Origin of the sequence: Christiangramia gaetbulicola, assembly GCF_003054225.1 — a bacterium.
Lineage (GTDB): Bacteria > Bacteroidota > Bacteroidia > Flavobacteriales > Flavobacteriaceae > Christiangramia > Christiangramia gaetbulicola.
The window spans coordinates 42,385-63,092 of sequence record NZ_QBKQ01000004.1 but is presented as its reverse complement, the minus strand read 5'-3'; the positions used below and the strand labels follow the sequence as shown (position 1 = coordinate 63,092).

Here is a 20,708-nt window from a genome sequence, read left to right as displayed (position 1 = left end):
AAAATGACCATTGTCAGATTTAGGACCTTGTTTTAATTTTTCAGCTTTTTTGAAAGAAATTGTGTGGCCAGGGTGGTGAATATCACGATGCTAATGGAACTTAAGGGCATAAGGATCGCCGCTACTACCGGCATTAGATTTCCCGAAACGGCAAATGTCAGACCAATTAGATTATAACAAAGAGACAGCAAGAAGCTCAGTTTTATCACCTTGATAGATCTTTCTGAAAGTTTGAAAAAGCTTCCCAGGTCTCTGAATCGTTTTGCATCCAGGATACCATCACAGGCAGGAGAAAACACATTGATGTCTTCAGAAATAACGATACCCACATCGCTTTGCGCCAGGGCCCCAGCATCGTTAAGGCCATCACCAACCATCATTACCTTATTCCCTTGTTTTTGAAGTTCTTTGATGAACTGAAGTTTATCTCCAGGTTTTTGATCGAAATACATCCTGGTACCTTCTGGCACCAGGCGACTTAATCTTTCTCGCTCCCCATCATTATCTCCGGAAAGTATGATCAACTGCCTGTCTGTTGAAAGTTCTTTGAATAATTCAGAAAGCCCTTCCCTGTAAGAATTATGAAAGCTGAAACATCCTTTATACTGATTATTGGAACTTATATGCACTGAAGTTTTTTCGTTCTTTTTCTCTGCAGGCCGTTCCGGCACCAGGATCTCAGAGCTATTCATAAAAGTAGAAGAACCTATCTTCAAATTAAGATCCCTGTAACTGGTTTCCAATCCCAGGCCGGTATGCTCGGTAAAATCTTCAGGGGTAGAAATATTGTTCTTATCGAGAATATTGTAAAGTGACCTACTCAATGGATGATTAGAAGCACGGAGACTACCTCCCAGAAGGCTTTTTTCTTCTTCGGTCAATTCCAGGCCTTCATATTCGATCCTGCTTTTGTCATTCGCGGTAATGGTTCCCGTCTTATCGAAAACCACTGTATCTATATTAGCGGTCTGCTCTATAATATTCGTATCCTTAAGATAAAGTTGATTTTTACCAAATATGCGTAGCATGTTCCCCAAAGTAAAAGGCGCAGCCAGAGCAATAGCGCAGGGACATGCAATAATGAGTACTGCCGTGAAAACATTCCAGGCTTTAGAAGCATCATAGAACATCCAAAAGATGGCTGAAAGAACCGCTATGCTTAATACGGCATAAGTAAACCGTTTACTGATTTTATTAGTAAGGTTCTGAAAAGCAGAATTCTTATCCTTGCTAAAAACCTCATCGCTCCATAACTGGGTAAGATAGCTTTGCTTCACGGGTTTTAATGCTTCAATCTCAATAATACCACCCTGCTGCCTGCCTCCCGCAAATAATTTCTCTCCACTCACTTTAGCAACAGGTTCTGCTTCACCGGTAACAAAACTGTAATCTATACTGGCATCTCCCTTTATTAAAATGGCGTCCATGGGAATGAGTTCTTCATTCCTTATAATGATCCGGTCGCCTTTCTGGATCTTATAAACCTGTATTTGTTCTTCCGTAATTTTTCCGGCTTCAGTAGATACACGGGTCACGGCAATAGGAAAATAGGATTTATAATCCCTCTCAAATGACAGGAAGGAATAGGTTTTCTGCTGAAAAAATTTTCCGAGTAAAAGGAAGAAAACGAGTCCGCTAAGGCTGTCAAAAAATCCGGTGCCCAGATCCAGGACAATTTCTGCAGTACTTCTTAAAAAAAGGACCAGGATTCCCAGCGCTATAGGCACATCTATATTAAGGATACCAGACCTTAAACCTTTATAAGCCGAAGTAAAATAGTCTCTCCCCGAATAAAATACCACCGGCAGTGAAAAGCTGAACATCAGCCAGCGGAACAAATGCTTGAACTGGTCCAGCCAGAACTCATTTATTTCAAAATATTCAGGAAAGGAAAGGAACATGATATTCCCAAAGGCAAAACCGGCCACACCTAATTTATAGATCAGGCTTCGGTCTACATTAGACTCCCTTTCTTCATAATTATCCAGGGAAATATTTGGTTCGTAGCCAATACGGCAAAGTAAAAGCACCAGGTTCTTGAGGCTGATCTCTTCCGAAGAAAAACTCAACCTGATCTTCTTTTTTGGAAAATCTACCTGCGAACTTTTTATTCCTTTATGCAATTTATGAAGGTTCTCCAGGATCCAGATACAGGAACTGCAATGAATAGAAGGTATATCAAAAGATACTATCTGAGTAGTGCCATGGTCAAACTCGAGCAGTTTTCCCATGATCTCTGAATTTTCCAGGTAATCATATTTACCTTCCCTGATCTTAGGGGATATCCCCGGGTTTTTTTCAAGATCATAATAGTAGGTAAGGTCATTACTGTTCAATATTTCAAAAACAGTCTTGCAGCCTGAGCAGCAAAAGGTCTTTTCTGAATATAATATTGTCTCGTCCAGGCATTCTTCGCCGCAATGAAAACATAGTTCCATATCTATAAATAACTATAAGGACACAAAACTGAGCATTTCAATTTTTTGAAAATATGACCACGGTTAGGGAATGCTTTTTTTCCAAACTAAAACGTTATCGCGGGTTTCGGCCACTTCAAAAGTTTAAAAAACCTGATATTCATCATTATTTCCCTTGCATTCGTAGTGCAACTTTGTACTGATTAAAAAATGTAACCGATATGAAACCTTACAGAATTTTACGGATGTTAACAGTAGCACTTCTTCTAAGCTTTGGAATGAATGCTCAATCCTACAAACTGAATAATGAAGCTTCTAATCTAATTATAGATGGTACTTCTAATATTCACGACTGGACCATCGAAGCAGAGAACAAGGAAGGAATCCTTATCACTGAATTTGATAATGGTCAACTTGTTGACATCGAGAAACTGGAATTTACTGTTAAAGCTGAAAGTCTTATGAGTGGCAAAAGCGGAATGGATAAAAACACCTACGCTGCCCTTAATACAGATGAGTACAAGAACATCACCTATAAATTAAAAAAGGTGAATGGGATCAATCAGATCTCTGGAGATAACTTCGAAGTAAAAACTACCGGAAGTCTTATGATTGCTGGAACTACTAAAGATATCAATCTCAATTTCAAACTTAAAAACAGTAATAATGAACTGGTTCTTACCGGTGAACACAAAATTAACATGACCAATTACGGAGTGGAAGCTCCAACCGCAATGTTCGGAACCATTAAAACCGGTGAAGATGTGGTGGTAAAATTTGAATCTCACTTTAAAAAATAACCTCAACCTTAAAATTAAAAACGATGAAAACTATTACGCAAATACTCAGTCTAGCCCTCTTTTTATTAATGGCGCTGCCAACGATGGCACAAACTCAGAGAGACCTGGATAACTTCCGTTATCGCGACCAAAGAGGCATCAATCAATTCGAAGCTCCTAAAGACACCGTCTCTACTTTCGACGGATTACATGTAAGAGTCGGTGGTGCTTCAACCATCCAGTTCCAGGATCTTTCTCATGAAAATTCCAATAGCGCTATAACGCTTCAGGATCTTGAAGGTAACTTTAACCTGGCAACAGCGAACCTTGACCTTGACGTAGCACTTTATGACGGGGTGAGAATGCACTTAAGAACTTACCTGTCTTCTCAACACCACACTGAAGCTTACGTAAAAGGTGGTTACATCCAGATCGATAAACTCGATTTCGTTAGCGAAGGTTTCGCTGAAGGTCTAATGGATCACATGAGAATAAAAATTGGCCACATGGAGAACAACTACGGTGATGCACATTTTAGAAGAACAGACAACGCCATGGCAGTATATAATCCATTTGTTGGAAACTACCTTATGGACAGTTTCACAACAGAGGTTGGTGTTGAAGCGTATTACTTTAGTGGCCCATGGTTAGGTATGGTTGGCTTTACAAATGGTAAACTGAACCAGTCTACTGCCGGTGATGGATCTACCAGCCCTTCATGGCTTGCTAAATTTGGATATGATAACCAGGCTGAAGACGGTCTGCGATTCAGACTAACCGGATCTTTATTCCACAGCCCAAGCAACTATGGTAGAGGAAACTACCTTTACAATGGAGACCGTGCAGGTACACGTTACTACAACGTTATGCAGGGAACCAACCTTGACGGAGATGATGTAGGTGATGGTTTTAGAGCAGGTCGTATTGCTACTTCTTTCAGAAATGAAATGACCTCTTTGATGTTCAACCCTTTCCTTAAGTATGGCGGACTTGAATTCTTCGGGATCTTTGAAACCTCTAGCGGTAGAGACAGAAATGAATCTGATGACAGAAACTATACTCAGTTATCTGGTGAGCTTATCTACAGATTTGGAGGAAACGACGACCTTTTCATAGGAACCCGTTACAACACTGTGAGCGGTGAACTAAAATCTGGTGAGGACATCAATGTGAACAGATTCCAGCTTGGTGCGGGATGGTTCATGACCAAAAACATCCTTATGAAAGCTGAATATGTGAACCAGGACTATAAAGACTACCCATCAAGTGACATCCACTACGAAGGTAACTTCAAAGGATTCACTCTGGAAGCGGCTATTAGTTTCTAGTGTTTGAATAATGATCTTCGGGCGGAGTCTCTAGTTGAAAAACTTAAGAAACTCTGCCCGAATTATTTCTAATCTTCTCAATTTTCAAGATCATGAAACGACTTCTAATTTTATCGGGATTATTGTTTTTCTCTTTAATCCTTAATGCTCAAAAGAATTTCGAAAAAGAGAATATTATGATATTGCCAGATAGCGAATTGATCATATCTGGAAAAACCAATGTTAACAAATTTGATTGCCGGTTCGATATCGACCTCATCACTCAAAAGAGAAATATTAGATATATACAGGATGAAGGCTTTATCAATTTCAATAATCTGAAGCTTAATTTACTTACCAAAGGATTCGATTGCGGCCATAAAAGAATGAATGCAGACTTCCAGGACCTTCTAATGTGTGATAAGTTCCCGGAGATAATCATAGAACTGGATAAAATCGAGTTCGTATCTACAGAATTTGTAAAAGCCTTTATTACGGTTCATCTCGCGGGAAAAACCAAGACCTATAGTCTACCCGTACAAACAGCTAACGATCGCTTTATTGGTAAGTTCGAAATGAATATCCGTGATTTTGGCCTGGAACCTCCAAAGAAAGCCCTGGGACTTATTGAAGTCGATGAAGAGATAGAGGTTCAATTCGATCTTAAGATCTCCAATTAGATAAAGTCTCGGAATTTCATTAAATTCTATGGCTTTGAAAAATTGACAAACAAGAAAAAAAATTCTATGAAAAGTTTAAAAATCGTGTCTCCACAGGAAGCTGTTAGCCAGGTTAAATCTAACCAGCGAGTTTTTCTACAAGGAGCCGCCATGACCCCGAATGTTCTTATAGATGCACTTTGTAACCGCTATAAGGAATTAAAAAAAGTTGAACTTATACAGATACACACCGAAGGGAAAGCACTATATACCCAACCACCTTACCAGGATTCGTTTATGACCAATAGTTGTTTTGTTGGGACTAACGTAAGGTCTGCGGTGAATTCAAATTTTGGGGCTTACATTCCTATTTTCTTAAGCGAGATCCATGTGCTTTTTAGAAGAAATATCCTGCCACTTGATTTTGCCTTCATTCAGGTTTCCCCACCAGATAAGCATGGTTATTGCTCGCTGGGGGTATCTGTAGACATCACTCTTCCTGCTATCCAAAATGCGAAAAAAGTGATCGCCCAGATCAACCCGAATGTTCCGAGAACTCATGGCGACGGTGTAATTCATATAGACAAGATAGATGCCGCAATAGAAGTAGACCAGCCTATACATGCGCATCTATTAAGTGAACCTACCGAGATCGAAAAACAAATAGGAAAACATGTCGCTGAATTAGTAGAAGATGGCGCTACTTTGCAAATGGGAATCGGTGGAATACCGAACGTGGTTCTTAATAATCTAACCAATCACAAAAGACTTGGTATTCATACCGAAATGTTCTCTGACGGAATTTTACCTCTTATAGAAAAAGGAATCATTACCGGTGAGGAGAAAGAAATAAAGACCGGAAAACTGGTAACCTGCTTTGCGGTAGGCTCTCCAAAACTATATGATTTTGTAGACGATAATCCTTTGGTTCACTTTAAAGAAGCAGCTTATACCAACGACACTTCCATAATCAGGAAAAACCCGAAAGTTACCGCGATAAATTCTGCCATTGAGATAGATCTCACGGGGCAGGTTTGTGCAGATACGATTGGTAAGATCCAGTATTCGGGTGTAGGTGGACAGATGGATTTCATACGAGGTGCTTCACTTTCTGAAGGTGGAAAAGCGATCATCGCCATGCCTTCTGTAACCAAGAACGGAGTTTCCAAGATCGTTCCTTATTTAAAAGAAGGTGCTGGTGTGACCACTACACGTGCCCATGTGCATTATATCGCTACTGAGTATGGAGTGGTAAATCTATTCGGAAAGAATCTTAAACAGCGCGCAGAGGCTCTTATTTCGATCTCTCATCCAGATCACAGAGAGGAACTCTCCAGGCAGGCTTTTGAAAGACTGAACGCTTAAAGATCCAACCTTTTTACAAGCGCACTAAGAAGAAGCGTGGCGATCTCTCGATGGTAACTAAAATCATGAGACTGCCACGCTTTTTTTGTTTCGGTCAAAAAGACTTCTCCTGAATTTCAGCTATTTGTCGTTTATTGACTACGGTCATATTTCAAAAAGAGACCTGATTGTACATTTGATCTGAAATTAAAAAATCAGAAAAAATGAACATTTATCAAAAACAACTATCAGAATTTAGTCGTGATTATTACGCCGGAGCATCTACAGGAATTTTAGTTTCCAGCTGTCTTGGAGCCATCGCTGCAATGTTGATCCTTATGAACGGACATGAAATTGCTGAAATGATCCAGCTTGGTTTGGTCGTGGTAGTGTGTATGTGGTTCAATGCCTCTGTTCTGGCTCAACTAAAATCAAAATTCGTATTCAATTCCCTTATCATAAGTTTGCTTGTAAGCATAACTTTTATTCTTATCAATATCCTCTAATTAAAAATGAGAGATCTTGAAAACCGCAACGACATAAATCACCTGGTGGTAAGCTTTTACAGCAAGGTTAGAAAAAATGAAGAGATAGGTTACTTTTTCAATAATAGTATCCAGGATTGGGATACGCATTTAGAAAAGCTCACCGATTTTTGGGAAAGTAACCTTTTTTTTACCGGCAGTTTCAAAGGTAATCCCGCCATGGCTCATGTGAAAGTGGATCAGGAACATGATCACACTATTTCCGAATATCATTTTGGTATCTGGATGAACCTCTGGTTCCAAACCATCGATGAACTTTTTGAAGGCGAAATGGCCCAGCGACTAAAGAACAATGCCCGAAAAATGTCCACCCACCTATTTTTAAGGATCTACCAGAGCCGGCAGGTGAAATTCTAAATTCCGGTTTTTTCGCAAAACCAGGTTTATTTATTCAGACCTCCATTCTTTCAGGATTTTACTCCTCACGAAGCTAACTCAGCATCATTCCTATTTTTACTCGTATTATTCAAAAAAAAGATCCTGAACCAAGTTCAGGATGAAGATTGCTTTTCGGTAAATTAAATTACTAAAACAAGTTCAATAAATGGAAACTATCCGTGGTAGACAAAGATGGGTATCTCCACGTTCATATGAGCTGAAAAGCCATATTCGGTATGAAGTAACCTGTCGCAAATAGTGAGGTTCTTGCCAATTATGAAGATAATATCAAACTGCTTCTGAATATCCCTGAACAACTCCCTGGTAAATGGAACAGGAGTTTTAAAAGGGACCTTATCGTTTACTGGCTCAGGATATTCAATATCACCATCCTTGATCTCGAGCAAAGTAAATTCTGAAGTTTTCAAATAATCGAGATTATCGAGTATCCGGTCCTTTTCTTCGCCAGATAGGATCGCATGATCTACAGGAAAAACAGCTTTTTTTAAGTTCTGGTAAGTGCATCCGGTAGGAACCGCGATGATATTACATTTTATCTTTCTTACAATATCGTAGGCATGATCTCCCAAAATTGGGTGAACGTGCTCATCCTGGCTCACCGCCCCAATAAAGATCAGGTCTATTTTCTTATCGATGAGCGCTTTTCTGACCGCCCCGATCAAATTCTCTGATGAAAGTATCGTATGGAATTTATGCTCTTTGTTCCCGGTGTATTTTTTCAGTGTTTTTATACCGCTCTGTAACTGACTAAGAGTACCAACCAGCTCGGTCTCCAGATGATCGCTGGCTGCTCTATTGAAATTGAAATTATGAATATTCAATAGATAAAAGTTTGCCGCAGTTTTCTGAAGAAAATCTACAGCATACCTACCTGCGTTCCCGGAAGTTTCTGAAAAATCGGTTAGAATTAAAACGTTCATGGATAATCTCTTAATACCACGAAATTAGGCCAAGTATCCAACCGAAAAAATGATGAAAATCAGTTCTTACAAATTAAGGAAAAACGCGCGCTAATTGATCTTCTTCAGCGCCTCTGAATCCAGCAACTTAATATTGCGCCCCTCTATCTCGATGAGCCCTTCTTTTTTGAATTCTGAAAGAGTTCTTATAAGACTCTCTGGCGCCATACCCGCAACCCCGGCAAGGTCTGCCCTGGAAATCCTGATGCTTTTTAAAGGATGCTTTTTGATCCTTTCAGCAAAAAGCAAAATGGTATTAGCGGTTTTCTTTTTTACTGAACCGTAGGCCATTTCCATTAAATGCTCCTTAAGTTCAGAAAGGTTCTTATTGAGAACCTCTACCAGTTGCATGGCGATCCTGGAATTTTCTGAAAGTATTTTTTGAAATTCTTCCCGGGACATCGCATACAGCTGGGTATCTTCCATAGCGGTGGCATAATCTTCATAAGATGACTGCGGATCATTTGCGTGATTTCCGAAGAAATCATCTTCTTTATACAGCTCGGTAATTAGTTCCTTTCCCTGGTTATCCATTCTATGTGCCTTCACCACTCCTCTTTTTATCAGGTAGAAATAATTGGCATGTTTATCCTTTTCATAGATGGCCTCCCCCTTTTTAAAATACTGCAGCTCCTGCTGGCTAAAGATCTCACGAAGATCTTCCAGGTCCTTGAGTTTTTCTTCCTGCTTAGGGGTACTTTGCTCTTTTCTATGGGAATTAAGAATGGCAACTTTGGCCAGCCTGCTTTCTATGGCACTTAATAACTCTTCTTCTTCAAAAGGTTTGGTGAGATAATCGTCTGCTCCCAGGTCCATCCCTTTACGAATATCCTTATGCTCGGTCTTTGCCGAAAGAAAAATAAACGGAATATTCAGGGTTTCCGGGTTTTTTCCTAATGCTTCCAAAACGCTGTAGCCATCCAACTCTGGCATCATGATGTCGCAAACAATGATGTCTGGCACTTCCTGTTTTGCTTTTTCAATTCCTTGTCTTCCGTTAGAGGCCGTGATCACGTCGTAATCTGAAAGTTCCAGCAATTCTGCGGTATTCTCTCTTACCGTTACGTCATCCTCGATTAGCAATAATTTCTTCATAAGGCTATCTAAAATTAGTCTCCCGATTTTATGATTTATTCACAGGAACCTTAATAGTAAAAGTGGTCCCTTCGTTCTCTTTACTTTCAAATTTAATGGTCCCTCCGAGATTCTCTAAATGAGTTTTGGCAATATTCAAACCAATCCCGGTTCCCTGGTCCAGTAAGGCATTTTCTGCCCTGAAATATCTTTCAAAAATATGCTTCTGATCTTTTTCAGGGATTCCCCTTCCCTGATCTTCAACTTCAAAAACAATGAATTCTCCTTCAAATTCGACCCAAAAATTAATCAGGGTGTTTTCCGGAGAATATTTTATCGCATTCCCCAGCAGATTCGACAAAATAAGCTCAAGGATCTTTTCATCCATATAAAGCTCGATATCTTCTATATCTTTTGGATAGGCGATCTCCTGCCCGTCCTTAAGGGTAATATTCGCATTATAGATCACTTCGTTAATAAGTCTCCTTAGTCTGAAAGGAGCAAATTTATATTGTCCCCTACCGCTATCCAGGCGTTCGATAGATAAAAAGTCATTAAGAATATTATTGAGGTAATGAACTTTGTTGCGAATGGTAAGTAAATGTTTTTCTCTTTTCTCCTGCTGCTCTGCTTTGGTATATTTTTCAGCTAAAGTTGCCGAGGTAAGGATCCCACTCAAGGGAGTTTTAAACTCATGGGATACCAGGGATAGAAATTTAGTCTTCAATTCACTTAATTCCTTCTCCTTCTGCAGTGCATCCTTGATCTTTTTTTCAGCCTTCTTTCTTTTCTGGATCTCATCTTCAAGGTCAAGGTTCAATTTCTGCAAATTATCTATGCTTTCCCTCAACTCCTGCGTCCTTATTTTGATCTTGTCTTCCAGGCGGTTATTAAGTTCTTCGATCTGCTTCTGAGTAGCTTTTCTAACGGTGATATCTATTATCAAAGACATCACGTATTCTTTCCCATTCATCTTGAAAGGGTTTAGCCCGGCTTCTACAGGAAATAAGGAACCGTCCTTTTTAACCCCGTGCAGGTCACGACCATGTCCCATTTGCCGCTTTTCACTATGGTCCAGGAACTTATTAAAATGCTTATGATGGTTATGGTGATATTTCTTTGGAATAAGAAGATCGAGATGCTGATTGTTGAGTTCGCCCGTGCTGTACCCAAACATCTGTTCTGCGGCTGTATTTGCAGCAACCACGATCTGATCTGAATTCACCACAATGATACCTTCTGATGCCGATTGAAATAAAAGGTTGAAAGCATCTGTATTATCTAAAAAAGAATCTCGCAAATTAAGTTTTGTTTAATAGCAACTAAAGGTAAAATCTTTTTTAGAAAAAACATGATTTAAGACAGATTTACTCTCCCGTCCCCGGAGAATGATCTTCATACCCGTCTTCAAAAGTCTTATCTGTATGGTAATCGTCTGTAAGTACTTTATATACCGTAAATAAAAGTAGAAGCTGCCCAAAACACATAACATAGAACACCAGCCCGAATGGAAAATTAAGGGAAGCAAGCACAGATAATAAAACCAGAACAGCGGTTGTAATGATAAGATATCCAATTCCTGTAAGCTTCATTTTTTCTTTACAATTTAGCTATAAGAAATTCAAAACCCTCTTAAGGATTCGCTAAAAACCACGCTACTTATCTTTAAATTAATGATTTATGTCATGTTTTTTAAGCATTACGAATCATAGATTTGAATTTAGAAGATAAAACCTTGATCATGAAAACTATCCTTGTACCCGTAGATTTTTCAGAACATTCTGAATATGCCCTCGAAGTAGCTGCCAGCATCGCTAAAAAACAGGATGCTGAAATTATTGTAGTCCATATGATGGGGCTAAATGAATCTTATCTTACTAAAGATGAGCAACAGGAAGTTTTTAACGCCATCTATTTTATGAAGCTTACCAAACAGCGGTTTGATAAATTTCTGGATAAAGATTATCTAAAAGGTATCGATGTTAGCCAGGCGGTGAAATCTCATAAAGTATTTAACGAGATCAATGAAGTTGCTCAGGAATACGAGGCAGATCTAATTGTAATGGGATCTCATGGAAGTGCCGGAGTCAAGGAAGTCTTTGTTGGTTCTAATACCGAAAAGGTGGTTAGAACATCTAATATTCCGGTACTTGTGATCAAACAAAAGATTACCGATTTTAAAATAGAGAAAGCGGTATTTGTTACAGATTTTGCTCTGGACACGTTAACTTCTTTCATGAGAGCCAGAAACTTTTTCAAGGTATTCAATGTAACACCCAAGATACTTTTCATCAATATTCCCGAGAAATTTATGAGCACTAAAGAAATGGAATTAAAGGCCTATAATTTTCTTGTAGATGTTGGAATGGACAATAAGAAATTCCAGGATGATGTCATTTTTTATGATGATTATACCGCAGAGAAAGGAATCTATAATTACTGTAATGAACATGATATAGATGCTATAGGCATTCCAACGCATGGTAGAAAAGGCCTGGGTCATTTCTTCTACGGCAGTATTGGAGAGGATGTTGCCAACCATGCTGATATACCGGTGGTGACCTTTAAGATCTAACTTCAGGTCTTTACAGAAAAAGCATCTGTTGACTTTTAATTCCAATTGCTATGAGAATCCTGTTTATAGTGATACTTTTTCTGCATTTGCTAATTCACTTAATTGGATTCGCAAAGGCAAACCAATGGATAGAAGTCACTCCGGGATCAAGAATGATCTCAACAACCCAGGGTATTTTGTGGTTACTGGTATCTATTCTACTGCTCGTCACTATTGTTCTATTCCTGTTAAGAAAACCAGCCTGGATACTTATTTCCATCCCTGTGATCATAACTTCTCAAGTGCTTATTATTCTCAACTGGGAGGAGGCTAAGTTTGGATCTATTTTCAATTTGATAATTCTGGTTGTGGCGATACTCTCTATGGCCGGATGGAAATTTGAAAACAAGTACAAGGAAGACAAGGTAAAAGCTATTTTAGCCAATACCGGAGTGAGCCAGACCATTGAAGAAAAAGACCTGCAGGCTCTTCCCGTTCTCGTGCAAAAATACATTCGTTCGTCAGGTTTTCTCGGAAAGTCAAAAATTGAAAATTTCCAATTGAAATTTTCCGGGGAAATGAGGGAAAAGAATAAGAAATGGTTCAGGTTTAGGTCTGAACAGTTGAATACCATTAAATCACCGGCAAGGTATTTTTTCATGAAAGCCATATTCAGGGGAATACCAACAAAAGGCTACCATAAGTATACCGGCACCATCGCCAGTATGGTTATAAAACCGTTTTCTATTTTTAAAGTAGTAGACATTCAATCCATGGAATTGCTGATCTCTGAAATGGTTACCTGGCTAAATGATATTTGCATTTTTGCACCTGGCGCACTTATAGACAAAAAATTCAGCTGGGAAGAAATCGGCGACAATACCGTAAGAGTGAAATTCTCAAATAACGGAAAGATGGTTTCTGCCCTGCTGGAGTTCAACGAAAAGGGACAGCTCATCAACTTTTTCTCTAACGACCGGTATTCGGTAGATGTGAACAAGCAGTTCATGTTCTCTACACCGGTCGGCGGTTACGCAAACTTTGATGGATACAATTTAGCTAGTTACGGGGAAGCCATATGGCATTATCCCGAGGATGATTTCGTGTATGGAAAATTTGAGCTACAGAAAGTAAAATACAATCTACACGGTTAATCTTAAAAGGTGTTGAGTGCGATCTTTACCATTTCGCTTAACTTTTTCTCTCTTATTTCTGAAGAAACTTCTTCACCGTTCACCAGTGAATCTGAAATTGTGAGTATAGATAAAGCCTTCACCCCGAATTTGGCCGCAAGGGTATAAATCCCGGCAGTTTCCATTTCAGCACAAAGAACACCATATTTTGCCCATTTCTTATAATAATCGGGATCATCGTCGTAGAAAATATCAGATGAAAGAACATTCCCTGCCGTAAAATCAATTTGATTTTCCTGGGCATACTCTACAGCTTTCATCAAAAGATCAAAATTTGCCGTAGGTGCATAGTCGGCTCCATTAAAAATATCCCGGTTCGCCGATGAATTTGTGGAAGCAGACATCGCGATAACGATATCCATTAATTTAAGGTCTGGTTGAAATGCTCCGGCACTTCCAACCCTAATCAGGGTCTTCACCCCATATTCCTTTATGAGTTCATGACAATAGATCATGGCCGAGGGAATTCCCATTCCGGTGCCCTGGACAGAAACCCTCCTGCCTTTATAAGTCCCCGTATAACCGAGCATTCCCCTGATATCATTATAGCAAACACTATCTTCAAGAAAGGTTTCTGCGATCCATTTTGCTCGCAAAGGATCTCCGGGGAGTAAAACTGTTTCTGCTATTTCTCCTTTTTTTGCTTCAATATGAATACTCATAACCTGGATTTATTTATTAGAAATGATTTTAATACCCGATGAAGTTCCAATCCTGGAAACGCCAAGTTCTATATATTGCCGGGCGGTTTCAGCGTCTCTTATGCCTCCAGATGCTTTGATCTTTATCTTATCTCCCACAACCTTCTTCATGATCTGAACGTCTTTAAGGCTGGCCCCGCGAGTTCCAAAACCTGTAGAGGTTTTCACGTAATCTGCTCCTGCCTGCATCACCAATTCGCTGACTTTTTCTATTTCATCATCGGTCAAATAACAGGTTTCGATGATGACCTTAAGAAGGTTATTCCCTATGGTTTTTTTTATTTCCTGGATTTCAGACTTAACCTCATCATACTTTCTATCTTTAAAAAAGCCAATATTTATAACCATATCGATCTCTCCTGCTCCATCTAGAACGGCCTTTTTCGCTTCCTGAATTTTTGAAGAGGCTGAAGCTGCGCCTAGCGGAAAACCTATGGTCGCTGCAAGTTTTACTTCCGAATCTTTCAGAAAGTTTTTGGCCAGGGCAACATAACTGCTGTTGACGCAAACGGCATAAAATCCATGCTCTTTTGCCTCCTCGCATAAATTCCTGATCTGAGACTCTGTAGCAGTTGCAGCCAGTAAGGTATGATCTATATAATTCTTCAAATCTTTCATAAAAAATTGTTTTTCCGGTCTTTAAAATTAAGGCTTTAAAAAGGATGACCGGGAACCTGTTCAAAATTATAGCCTCTATATGCTCTTAAATATGACTATTATCACTCAACCTGAAATTTGGCTCTTCAAAATCCCATCACTGAACTTTCCTGAACATTATTAAAACATTGTAACTCGAAAATTTTGTTCAGTATTATTCCCATTTGCTAAAACATTTGTATTTTTCAATACTATTTATTATTTAAGCTTTACCTTCCGGAAATACGGTTAAATATGGAAACGCAATGATTCTTTACGAAAGTAAATTTCTTCAAATAAATTTTGAAAAAGAAAATGATTGCTTTGTCCAATTTTGGAAAAAGTCTCCAAAATGCTACTCCAAATTGAAGGAGGAGTTTGTAGAATTCATTGGACTATATGAGAAATATCGTCCTTCCAAAACACTTTGGCTACAGCAGAATTTTCAGTTACCAATAAATTTAGAGACACATTTGTGGATCGAAGAAAATGTGAATATCCCCTGTGTAAATTTTGGAAATGAAAAAGTGGCTTTTGTCGTAGGAAAAGACGTTCTCGTACACTTAAGCGTTATGAATTATTTTGAAGAAGATAATTCTGTTATTCATCCCCTGCATTTCGCAACTGAAAATGAGGCCAGGCAGTGGTTAAACGGCAATAGGGACTATTCCAAGAACAACACCAGAATCAAAATACTTTTTGAAGGAGTAGATGAAGAAGGCAATTCCATAATTAAGATAAAAAGGCCCTCGCAGGATATTACAAGTACGCTTTTATCTATTGGTCATGTCATCGAAGAAAACGATTTTATAAAGTCTAATATTTCTAAATATTCTAAACTTACCAAAAGAGAAAAGGAGATCATGGTAATCTTTTCAAGGGGTTTCAGGCAGCAGGAAGTCGCCGATAAGTTGTTCATTTCCATAGAAACCCTGAGGACACACTGGAAAAATATCAAAAAGAAACTCAATATTAAGTCTATTGCAGACGTAAGTAAATATGTGAATGCTTTTGATATGAAGTGACTCAAAAGTTTCCTGATTTAATAACCAAAACAAGTTGAATATTAAACCGTCATTGAAAATAATTTGGTTTCAGGTTTATTCCTCTGCAGCCTAAGATCAAAAGCCATACAGATATTCCTCACGAACGGCCTCCCCTTTTCGGTTACCACCAGGTAATTACTGTCTATTTCGATGAGGCCATCATTTTGCATTTCCCTTAAACTGATCAAAACATCTGGCAACCCGGTAAAAAATTCATGACGGGTATACCATGAGGTTTTAAATTTACACATGAGGTTAAGAATATGTTTTCTAATGATAAGATCTTCCTCTGTTAAAAGATGTCCGCGGAATACAGGGAAGATTCCGTCATTAACTAGTTTTTCATATTCTTCTACTCCCTTCACGTTTTGAGCAAATCCATACCAGCTGTCACTAATAGCTGAAACTCCAAGGCCAATCATCGCCTGGGTTTTAGAGCTGGTATACCCCATAAAATTGCGGTGTATGGTTTTATTCTCTACAGACCTGAAGAGACTATCAGATCTTAAGGCGAAATGGTCCATCCCTATTTCTACATATCCTGCCTCCAGCAACATCTGCTTTCCGGTTTCGTATTGCTCTCTTTTTTCCTCTGCCCCAGGAAGATCCTCATCCTTAAAACCTCTCTGACCATTTCCTTTGATCCACGGAACATGGGCATAACTATAAAAGGCAATACGATCTGGCATTAATTCCTTGGTCCTATTTATAGTATGAATAATATCTTCTTTTGTTTGAAAAGGAAGTCCGAAAATGATATCATGGCCTACCGAAGAAAAACCTGCCTTCCGTGCATTTTCAGTAGCCGATTTTACATTATCAAAAGGTTGAATTCTATGGATGGCCTGCTGTACTTTTGTATTATAATCCTGCACACCATAACTTACCCTGCTAAAGCCAAGACTTGCCAGGGTTTCCAGATGCTCTAAAGTTGTATTATTGGGATGTCCTTCAAAGCTCAATTCGGCATCCTCAGATTTACGAGCCAGGCTAAATATTCCATTGATAAGCAAACTAAGGTTTTCCGCGGAAAAAAAGGTGGGAGTACCTCCACCCAGGTGTAATTCCTTTATAAGAGGTCTTTTTTCCAAAAGATCACAATACATTTCCCATTCCCTGATAACAGAGCGTATATAGGGAATTTCTACTCCATGATTTTTGGTGATCCTTTTATTACAACCACAAAAGGTACACAGGCTTTCACAAAAGGGAAGATGTATATACAAACTAATACCTTCAGAAGTATTGCTCTCATTAAAACTTCTCACAATAGAAGATTTCCATCCCTTTAAGGAAAACTGCTTATCGTCCCAATAAGGTACGGTTGGATAACTGGTGTAACGAGGTCCGGGAATGTTATATTTCCCGATCAATTTTGAAGGTAACATATTCTTGATTTTGAGATCAAAAATAGCCCTGGCCTTTTTAAAGAATAATGATAATTATCAGCTTAAGATTAGATTCCAGGATTAGAGCTCCAGTTTTTCCAGCTCTACCATTCCTGTTCCGGTAACCGTTACAGAAATCCAAAGTTCATTTTCTCCTGCTTTAAGATTAGATATCTCGAATTTATCCAAAGACCCTATTAGGTGAACTCCTTCTTTTGCTTCCAGCTTGTTTTCCAATTTCTCATTTAGAGATCCTATCTTCTCTTCTATATGCGGTAATAAGTTGAAATTCATTTTCTTCTTCAATTTATCATACATCCACTTGTTTACAACCGCTTCCAGTACCTGGTCTACTAACCAATTATTGGTCTTACCATCTATTTCGTAATGCTTCAGGGAGATATGTTGATTTTCCCGGTCGAGTTCCAGAGCAGCATGAAAATAGATCTTTACCTGTTTGTTCTTAAAAAAGCTGGTAAGGGTCTGGAGGTTGATCTCGATACACAGATCAAAAGCTTCAGAATCACTTTTGCCTATGCTAACATCCAGAACCTGGGCATAGTTAGACTTTTTACCATCATTACTTTCCTTGCTAATGATCTCTCCAACTAACTTTTGCCTTAGATATTTATCCAGCACCGCATATCCTATGATAACCGGCACGGTGATATTAATATTCTGACTATTTAACTCATCCTTCATATACATAAATCAGCATTTTAGATTTTTGTGGCTAATCATCCTTTTCGGTATGATTTTTCAGCTTTATGTTCAAATATCCAAACACTAAATTAATTACCACTACAAAAACAGTAAAAATTAGTAACGGAAGAAATAATCCAAATCCCGCAAAGCAACCTGCAGCGGCACTGCACCAGATAGTTGCAGCTGTAGCAAGACCTTCTACTTTTTTACCCTCTTCTCCATGCAAAATTACTCCTGCACCAAGAAAACCAACTCCTACGACTACCTGCCCTACGATCCTGGTCATATCGGTTCCTGCAGCTTCACTAAAAAGCAAGGATATTATTATGAATCCGCTGGCGCCAAGTGCCACCAGCATATTGGTTTTAAGGCCTGCGGGTTTCCCTTTGAACTGTCTTTCCAGCCCCATAAGCAAGCCGGCGAAAGCTGCCGCGCTATTTTTTAAAAGGAATTCAGAAATATCAATTTCCATTATTGAATCATTTTATTAAAGCTAGTAAAAACAATCCATTTCAATGTAATTTTCTGATAACCAAAGAGAAGGAACTTATTAAAAACAAAAACCTTTCAGCGAACTGAAAGGTTTTGAAGGTTAATCCAAAACGAAATTATAGGTTGAGAATAAATTATTTCTACCCTACATTGAAATAACTTATTTAGCTCCGTCTTTAGAAATTAACACAGGACTAATTTAAGAATAGATAGAACACAAAAAAATACCCATAAAAGGGTATTTTTCAATTTAAAATTTCTAGTTTTTTTACGATTATAACACCAATTAAAAGAATTAAGTGCATTAATCTCAAAATAATTAAACACGGAATAAAATTTTTACGGATCTTAAAAAGTAAAGTTTTATTTACTTTTTGTAAAGCAAACATTTCTTTTATCAAATAATTTATATAGATTTATAAAACAAACTTTACATTAAATCTTAAATTATGAAAACACAAGAGGAGAACTGGGAAAGAAATTGCCAGAAAAACACCATGAAACTGGCTTTATGGACCGGGGCATGGGTAGTTACCATGGCGATCGCAAGCTTTGGACCGAAATTCATCTGGCAGGAAAATTCAACAATTACCTTGATAGGTATCCTTATCAACCTGGCCTTCGGGATCGGAGTGATCTTAGCGAATAAAAGACATTTGAACACACTGGATGAATTGCAACGTAAAATTCATTTGGAAGCCATGAGCCTGATCCTTGGGGTTGCGGTAATTTTTGGATTAAGCTATTCTCTTCTGGATACTACCAATTTAATTACATATGATGCCGAGATATCGCATTTAGTCATCCTTATAGGCCTTACCTATTTAGCCGGGACCATCATTGGAAATTTGAGATACAGATGAAAAATAAGATTAAAGTATTACGTGCCCAGCACGAATTAACCCAGGCTCAATTAGCAGATAAACTTGCCGTTTCCAGGCAGACTGTAAACGCTATTGAAAAAGGAAAATTTGATCCCAGTTTACCTTTGGCTTTCAAGATCTCGAAACTCTTCGGAAAAACTATTGAGGAAATATTTGAAGATGAATAAGTACAAAATGAAAAAAGGGGTCGACTCCCTACAATATCGAACCCCTTAATTCTTTAACTAAATTCTGAAACAAATATATCCCTATAACCCCTATTGGATTAACTCTAATAGATAAATTATTAGCATTATCCATTAAAACAAAAACGACCTTTATCTTACTATATTTCAGTATTTTAAAATCGAATTTTCAGGACAATTTTCAGCATACTTCAGGCCAAATTTCAGAGAATTTATCTGGCCAAATTTTGGTTTTCTGCTACATCTCTTTTGAGATAAGCCAGGCGGTATAAATTAGGTAGCACGTCAAAAGAACAAAAGCTTCCCACCTATCCAATTTCATCTTTTGTCCTGTATACATGAATATCATAATGAATATAGTTCCACCTAATAACAGGTATATATCGGTATTAAAAACAGGGTCGTACATCAAAGGTCTTACCAATGCACTTGAACCCAGGATAAGTAAAATATTGAAAATATTAGAGCCTATGATATTTCCTACCGCGATGTCAGCATTCTTTTTGATTCCCGCCATCACCGAAGTAGCCAATTCTGGTAGAGAAGTCCCCGCCGCAACGATAGTCAGGCCAATGATTTTTTCACTTACCCCAAAATAACCCGCGATATTCGAAGCGCTATCTACTACCAGTTTACCTCCCAGGATTAAACCGATAAGTCCAAGGCTTACCAGGCCAGCTATCTTCAAATTTGAAATTTCCTGAGGTTCAGCTGTACTTTCCTCCGGTTTATTGCTAAGCTGTTTCTTAATATAGACAAGAAACGCCAGGAAAAGCGTGAAGAGAATTACCCCGTCAAACCTGGTTAGAACAGATTCACTGGAAATAAAATTATTGGCAAGGAAAAATAAGATAAGCGTAGCCACCAGAGAAATCGGGATCTCTTTTCTAACGGTATTTCTCTGTACTACCAATGGAGAAATTAAACCCGTGACGCCAAGAATAAGGAATAGGTTGAAGTTATTGCTCCCAATAACATTACCGAAGACCAGTTCTTCTCTTTCTTCGAAAGAAGCAACGGTATTCACAATAAGCTCTGGGGCCGAAGTACCAAAAGCCACAATGGTTAAACCAATAATAAGATCAGGGACATTTTTGGCCCTGGCCAGACTGGAAGCTCCATTTATAAGCCAATCTGCACCTTTGATCAATAATACAAACCCTCCAATTAGGAGTAAAACTTGAATAAGCATCTTTTATAAATTATTAAGCAAGTACTTCAATGGAATCTGGTCGAGTGAGACTTCATATCCCTGAATGAAATACAGAGCGAATGTATATAAGAATTTCGTTAAAAAAACGGTAATAATAATGGCTTCAGAAAATAATTACAATGGCTAAAACCATACTTAATGACCTAAATTTCAGTGCTTAAAAATATTTTTAAGCAAATGTAAAAGTGATTTAATTTTGATTTACATTTGACCCGTTTAACAATTAAT

General features: G+C 38.4%; 22 protein-coding genes. 11 read left to right on the top strand and 11 right to left on the bottom strand.

Annotated features, from left to right (window positions below; all coding sequences use genetic code 11):
- Positions 1-32 precede the first annotated feature (32 nt).
- Positions 33-2,438: a heavy metal translocating P-type ATPase gene (locus C8P64_RS15565; RefSeq protein WP_108173025.1), complete on the bottom strand. Its 2,406-nt coding sequence runs from the start codon at positions 2,436-2,438 to the stop codon at positions 33-35.
- Positions 2,439-2,638: 200 nt separating this feature from the next.
- Between C8P64_RS15565 and C8P64_RS15560 the strand changes: the two genes are divergently transcribed.
- The 6 genes from C8P64_RS15560 (at position 2,639) to C8P64_RS15535 (ending at position 7,408) form a co-directional block, all read left to right on the top strand.
- The gene (locus tag C8P64_RS15560; protein WP_108173024.1) at positions 2,639-3,217 is read left to right on the top strand and encodes a YceI family protein; all 579 of its coding nucleotides are present in this window, start codon (positions 2,639-2,641) and stop codon (positions 3,215-3,217) included.
- Between the two features lie 23 nt (positions 3,218-3,240).
- Complete coding sequence (locus C8P64_RS15555; protein WP_108173023.1) at positions 3,241-4,524, top strand: hypothetical protein; 1,284 nt, start codon at positions 3,241-3,243, stop codon at positions 4,522-4,524.
- A 92-nt stretch (positions 4,525-4,616) separates the two neighbouring features.
- Positions 4,617-5,183, top strand: a complete 567-nt coding sequence (locus tag C8P64_RS15550; protein ID WP_108173022.1) for a YceI family protein — start codon at positions 4,617-4,619, stop codon at positions 5,181-5,183.
- Between the two features lie 66 nt (positions 5,184-5,249).
- Positions 5,250-6,527: an acetyl-CoA hydrolase/transferase family protein gene (locus tag C8P64_RS15545; RefSeq protein WP_108173021.1), complete on the top strand. Its 1,278-nt coding sequence runs from the start codon at positions 5,250-5,252 to the stop codon at positions 6,525-6,527.
- Between the two features lie 203 nt (positions 6,528-6,730).
- Positions 6,731-7,012, top strand: a complete 282-nt coding sequence (locus C8P64_RS15540; protein ID WP_108173020.1) for a hypothetical protein — start codon at positions 6,731-6,733, stop codon at positions 7,010-7,012.
- A gap of 6 nt (positions 7,013-7,018) precedes the next feature.
- Positions 7,019-7,408, top strand: a complete 390-nt coding sequence (locus C8P64_RS15535; protein ID WP_108173019.1) for a group III truncated hemoglobin — start codon at positions 7,019-7,021, stop codon at positions 7,406-7,408.
- A 194-nt stretch (positions 7,409-7,602) separates the two neighbouring features.
- On the opposite strand, the gene C8P64_RS15530 is transcribed toward C8P64_RS15535, so the two are convergent.
- From C8P64_RS15530 to C8P64_RS15515, 4 genes are all read right to left on the bottom strand, one after another.
- Positions 7,603-8,370 carry a universal stress protein gene (locus tag C8P64_RS15530; protein WP_108173018.1) on the bottom strand — a complete coding sequence of 256 codons (768 nt, stop codon included), beginning with the start codon at positions 8,368-8,370 and terminating at the stop codon, positions 7,603-7,605.
- Positions 8,371-8,460: 90 nt separating this feature from the next.
- Positions 8,461-9,504 (bottom strand): response regulator, encoded by a 1,044-nt coding sequence (locus tag C8P64_RS15525; protein WP_108173017.1) that lies wholly within the window; start codon positions 9,502-9,504, stop codon positions 8,461-8,463.
- 28 nt (positions 9,505-9,532) lie between these two features.
- Positions 9,533-10,783 carry a PAS domain-containing sensor histidine kinase gene (locus C8P64_RS15520; protein ID WP_108173016.1) on the bottom strand — a complete coding sequence of 417 codons (1,251 nt, stop codon included), beginning with the start codon at positions 10,781-10,783 and terminating at the stop codon, positions 9,533-9,535.
- A gap of 67 nt (positions 10,784-10,850) precedes the next feature.
- Complete coding sequence (locus tag C8P64_RS15515) at positions 10,851-11,075, bottom strand: hypothetical protein (protein ID WP_108173015.1); 225 nt, start codon at positions 11,073-11,075, stop codon at positions 10,851-10,853.
- 149 nt (positions 11,076-11,224) lie between these two features.
- Between C8P64_RS15515 and C8P64_RS15510 the strand changes: the two genes are divergently transcribed.
- Together C8P64_RS15510 and C8P64_RS15505 are read left to right on the top strand one after the other, a co-directional pair.
- Complete coding sequence (locus C8P64_RS15510; RefSeq protein ID WP_108173106.1) at positions 11,225-12,058, top strand: universal stress protein; 834 nt, start codon at positions 11,225-11,227, stop codon at positions 12,056-12,058.
- 50 nt (positions 12,059-12,108) lie between these two features.
- Entirely contained in the window at positions 12,109-13,191 is a 1,083-nt protein-coding gene (locus C8P64_RS15505; protein WP_108173014.1) for a DUF6544 family protein, read from the top strand.
- Positions 13,192-13,193: 2 nt separating this feature from the next.
- Here C8P64_RS15505 and deoD read toward each other — a convergent pair whose 3' ends face one another.
- Positions 13,194-13,892 (bottom strand): purine-nucleoside phosphorylase, encoded by a 699-nt coding sequence (gene deoD, locus C8P64_RS15500; protein WP_108173013.1) that lies wholly within the window; start codon positions 13,890-13,892, stop codon positions 13,194-13,196.
- Between the two features lie 9 nt (positions 13,893-13,901).
- Entirely contained in the window at positions 13,902-14,549 is a 648-nt protein-coding gene (deoC, locus tag C8P64_RS15495; protein ID WP_108173012.1) for a deoxyribose-phosphate aldolase, read from the bottom strand.
- A gap of 383 nt (positions 14,550-14,932) precedes the next feature.
- On the opposite strand from deoC, the gene C8P64_RS15490 reads away from it, so the two are divergent.
- Positions 14,933-15,592, top strand: coding sequence for a LuxR C-terminal-related transcriptional regulator (locus tag C8P64_RS15490; protein ID WP_170106674.1), 660 nt, complete (start codon positions 14,933-14,935; stop codon positions 15,590-15,592).
- Positions 15,593-15,633: 41 nt separating this feature from the next.
- On the opposite strand, the gene hemN is transcribed toward C8P64_RS15490, so the two are convergent.
- From hemN to C8P64_RS15475, 3 genes are all read right to left on the bottom strand, one after another.
- Complete coding sequence (gene hemN / locus C8P64_RS15485; protein WP_108173010.1) at positions 15,634-17,001, bottom strand: oxygen-independent coproporphyrinogen III oxidase; 1,368 nt, start codon at positions 16,999-17,001, stop codon at positions 15,634-15,636.
- 81 nt (positions 17,002-17,082) lie between these two features.
- Entirely contained in the window at positions 17,083-17,709 is a 627-nt protein-coding gene (locus C8P64_RS15480) for a DUF4403 family protein (protein ID WP_108173009.1), read from the bottom strand.
- Between the two features lie 25 nt (positions 17,710-17,734).
- On the bottom strand, positions 17,735-18,178 hold the full coding sequence (locus C8P64_RS15475) for an MgtC/SapB family protein (RefSeq protein ID WP_108173008.1): 444 nt from the start codon (positions 18,176-18,178) through the stop codon (positions 17,735-17,737).
- Positions 18,179-18,647: 469 nt separating this feature from the next.
- Between C8P64_RS15475 and C8P64_RS15470 the strand changes: the two genes are divergently transcribed.
- Positions 18,648-19,061, top strand: a complete 414-nt coding sequence (locus tag C8P64_RS15470; RefSeq protein ID WP_108173007.1) for a hypothetical protein — start codon at positions 18,648-18,650, stop codon at positions 19,059-19,061.
- Complete coding sequence (locus C8P64_RS15465; protein ID WP_108173006.1) at positions 19,058-19,249, top strand: helix-turn-helix transcriptional regulator; 192 nt, start codon at positions 19,058-19,060, stop codon at positions 19,247-19,249. The genes C8P64_RS15470 and C8P64_RS15465 overlap by 4 nt, the downstream gene beginning before the upstream one ends.
- 256 nt (positions 19,250-19,505) lie before the next feature.
- Here the strand turns inward: C8P64_RS15465 and C8P64_RS15460 are convergent, their stop codons facing one another.
- Entirely contained in the window at positions 19,506-20,459 is a 954-nt protein-coding gene (locus tag C8P64_RS15460) for a calcium/sodium antiporter (RefSeq protein ID WP_108173005.1), read from the bottom strand.
- Positions 20,460-20,708 lie beyond the last annotated feature (249 nt).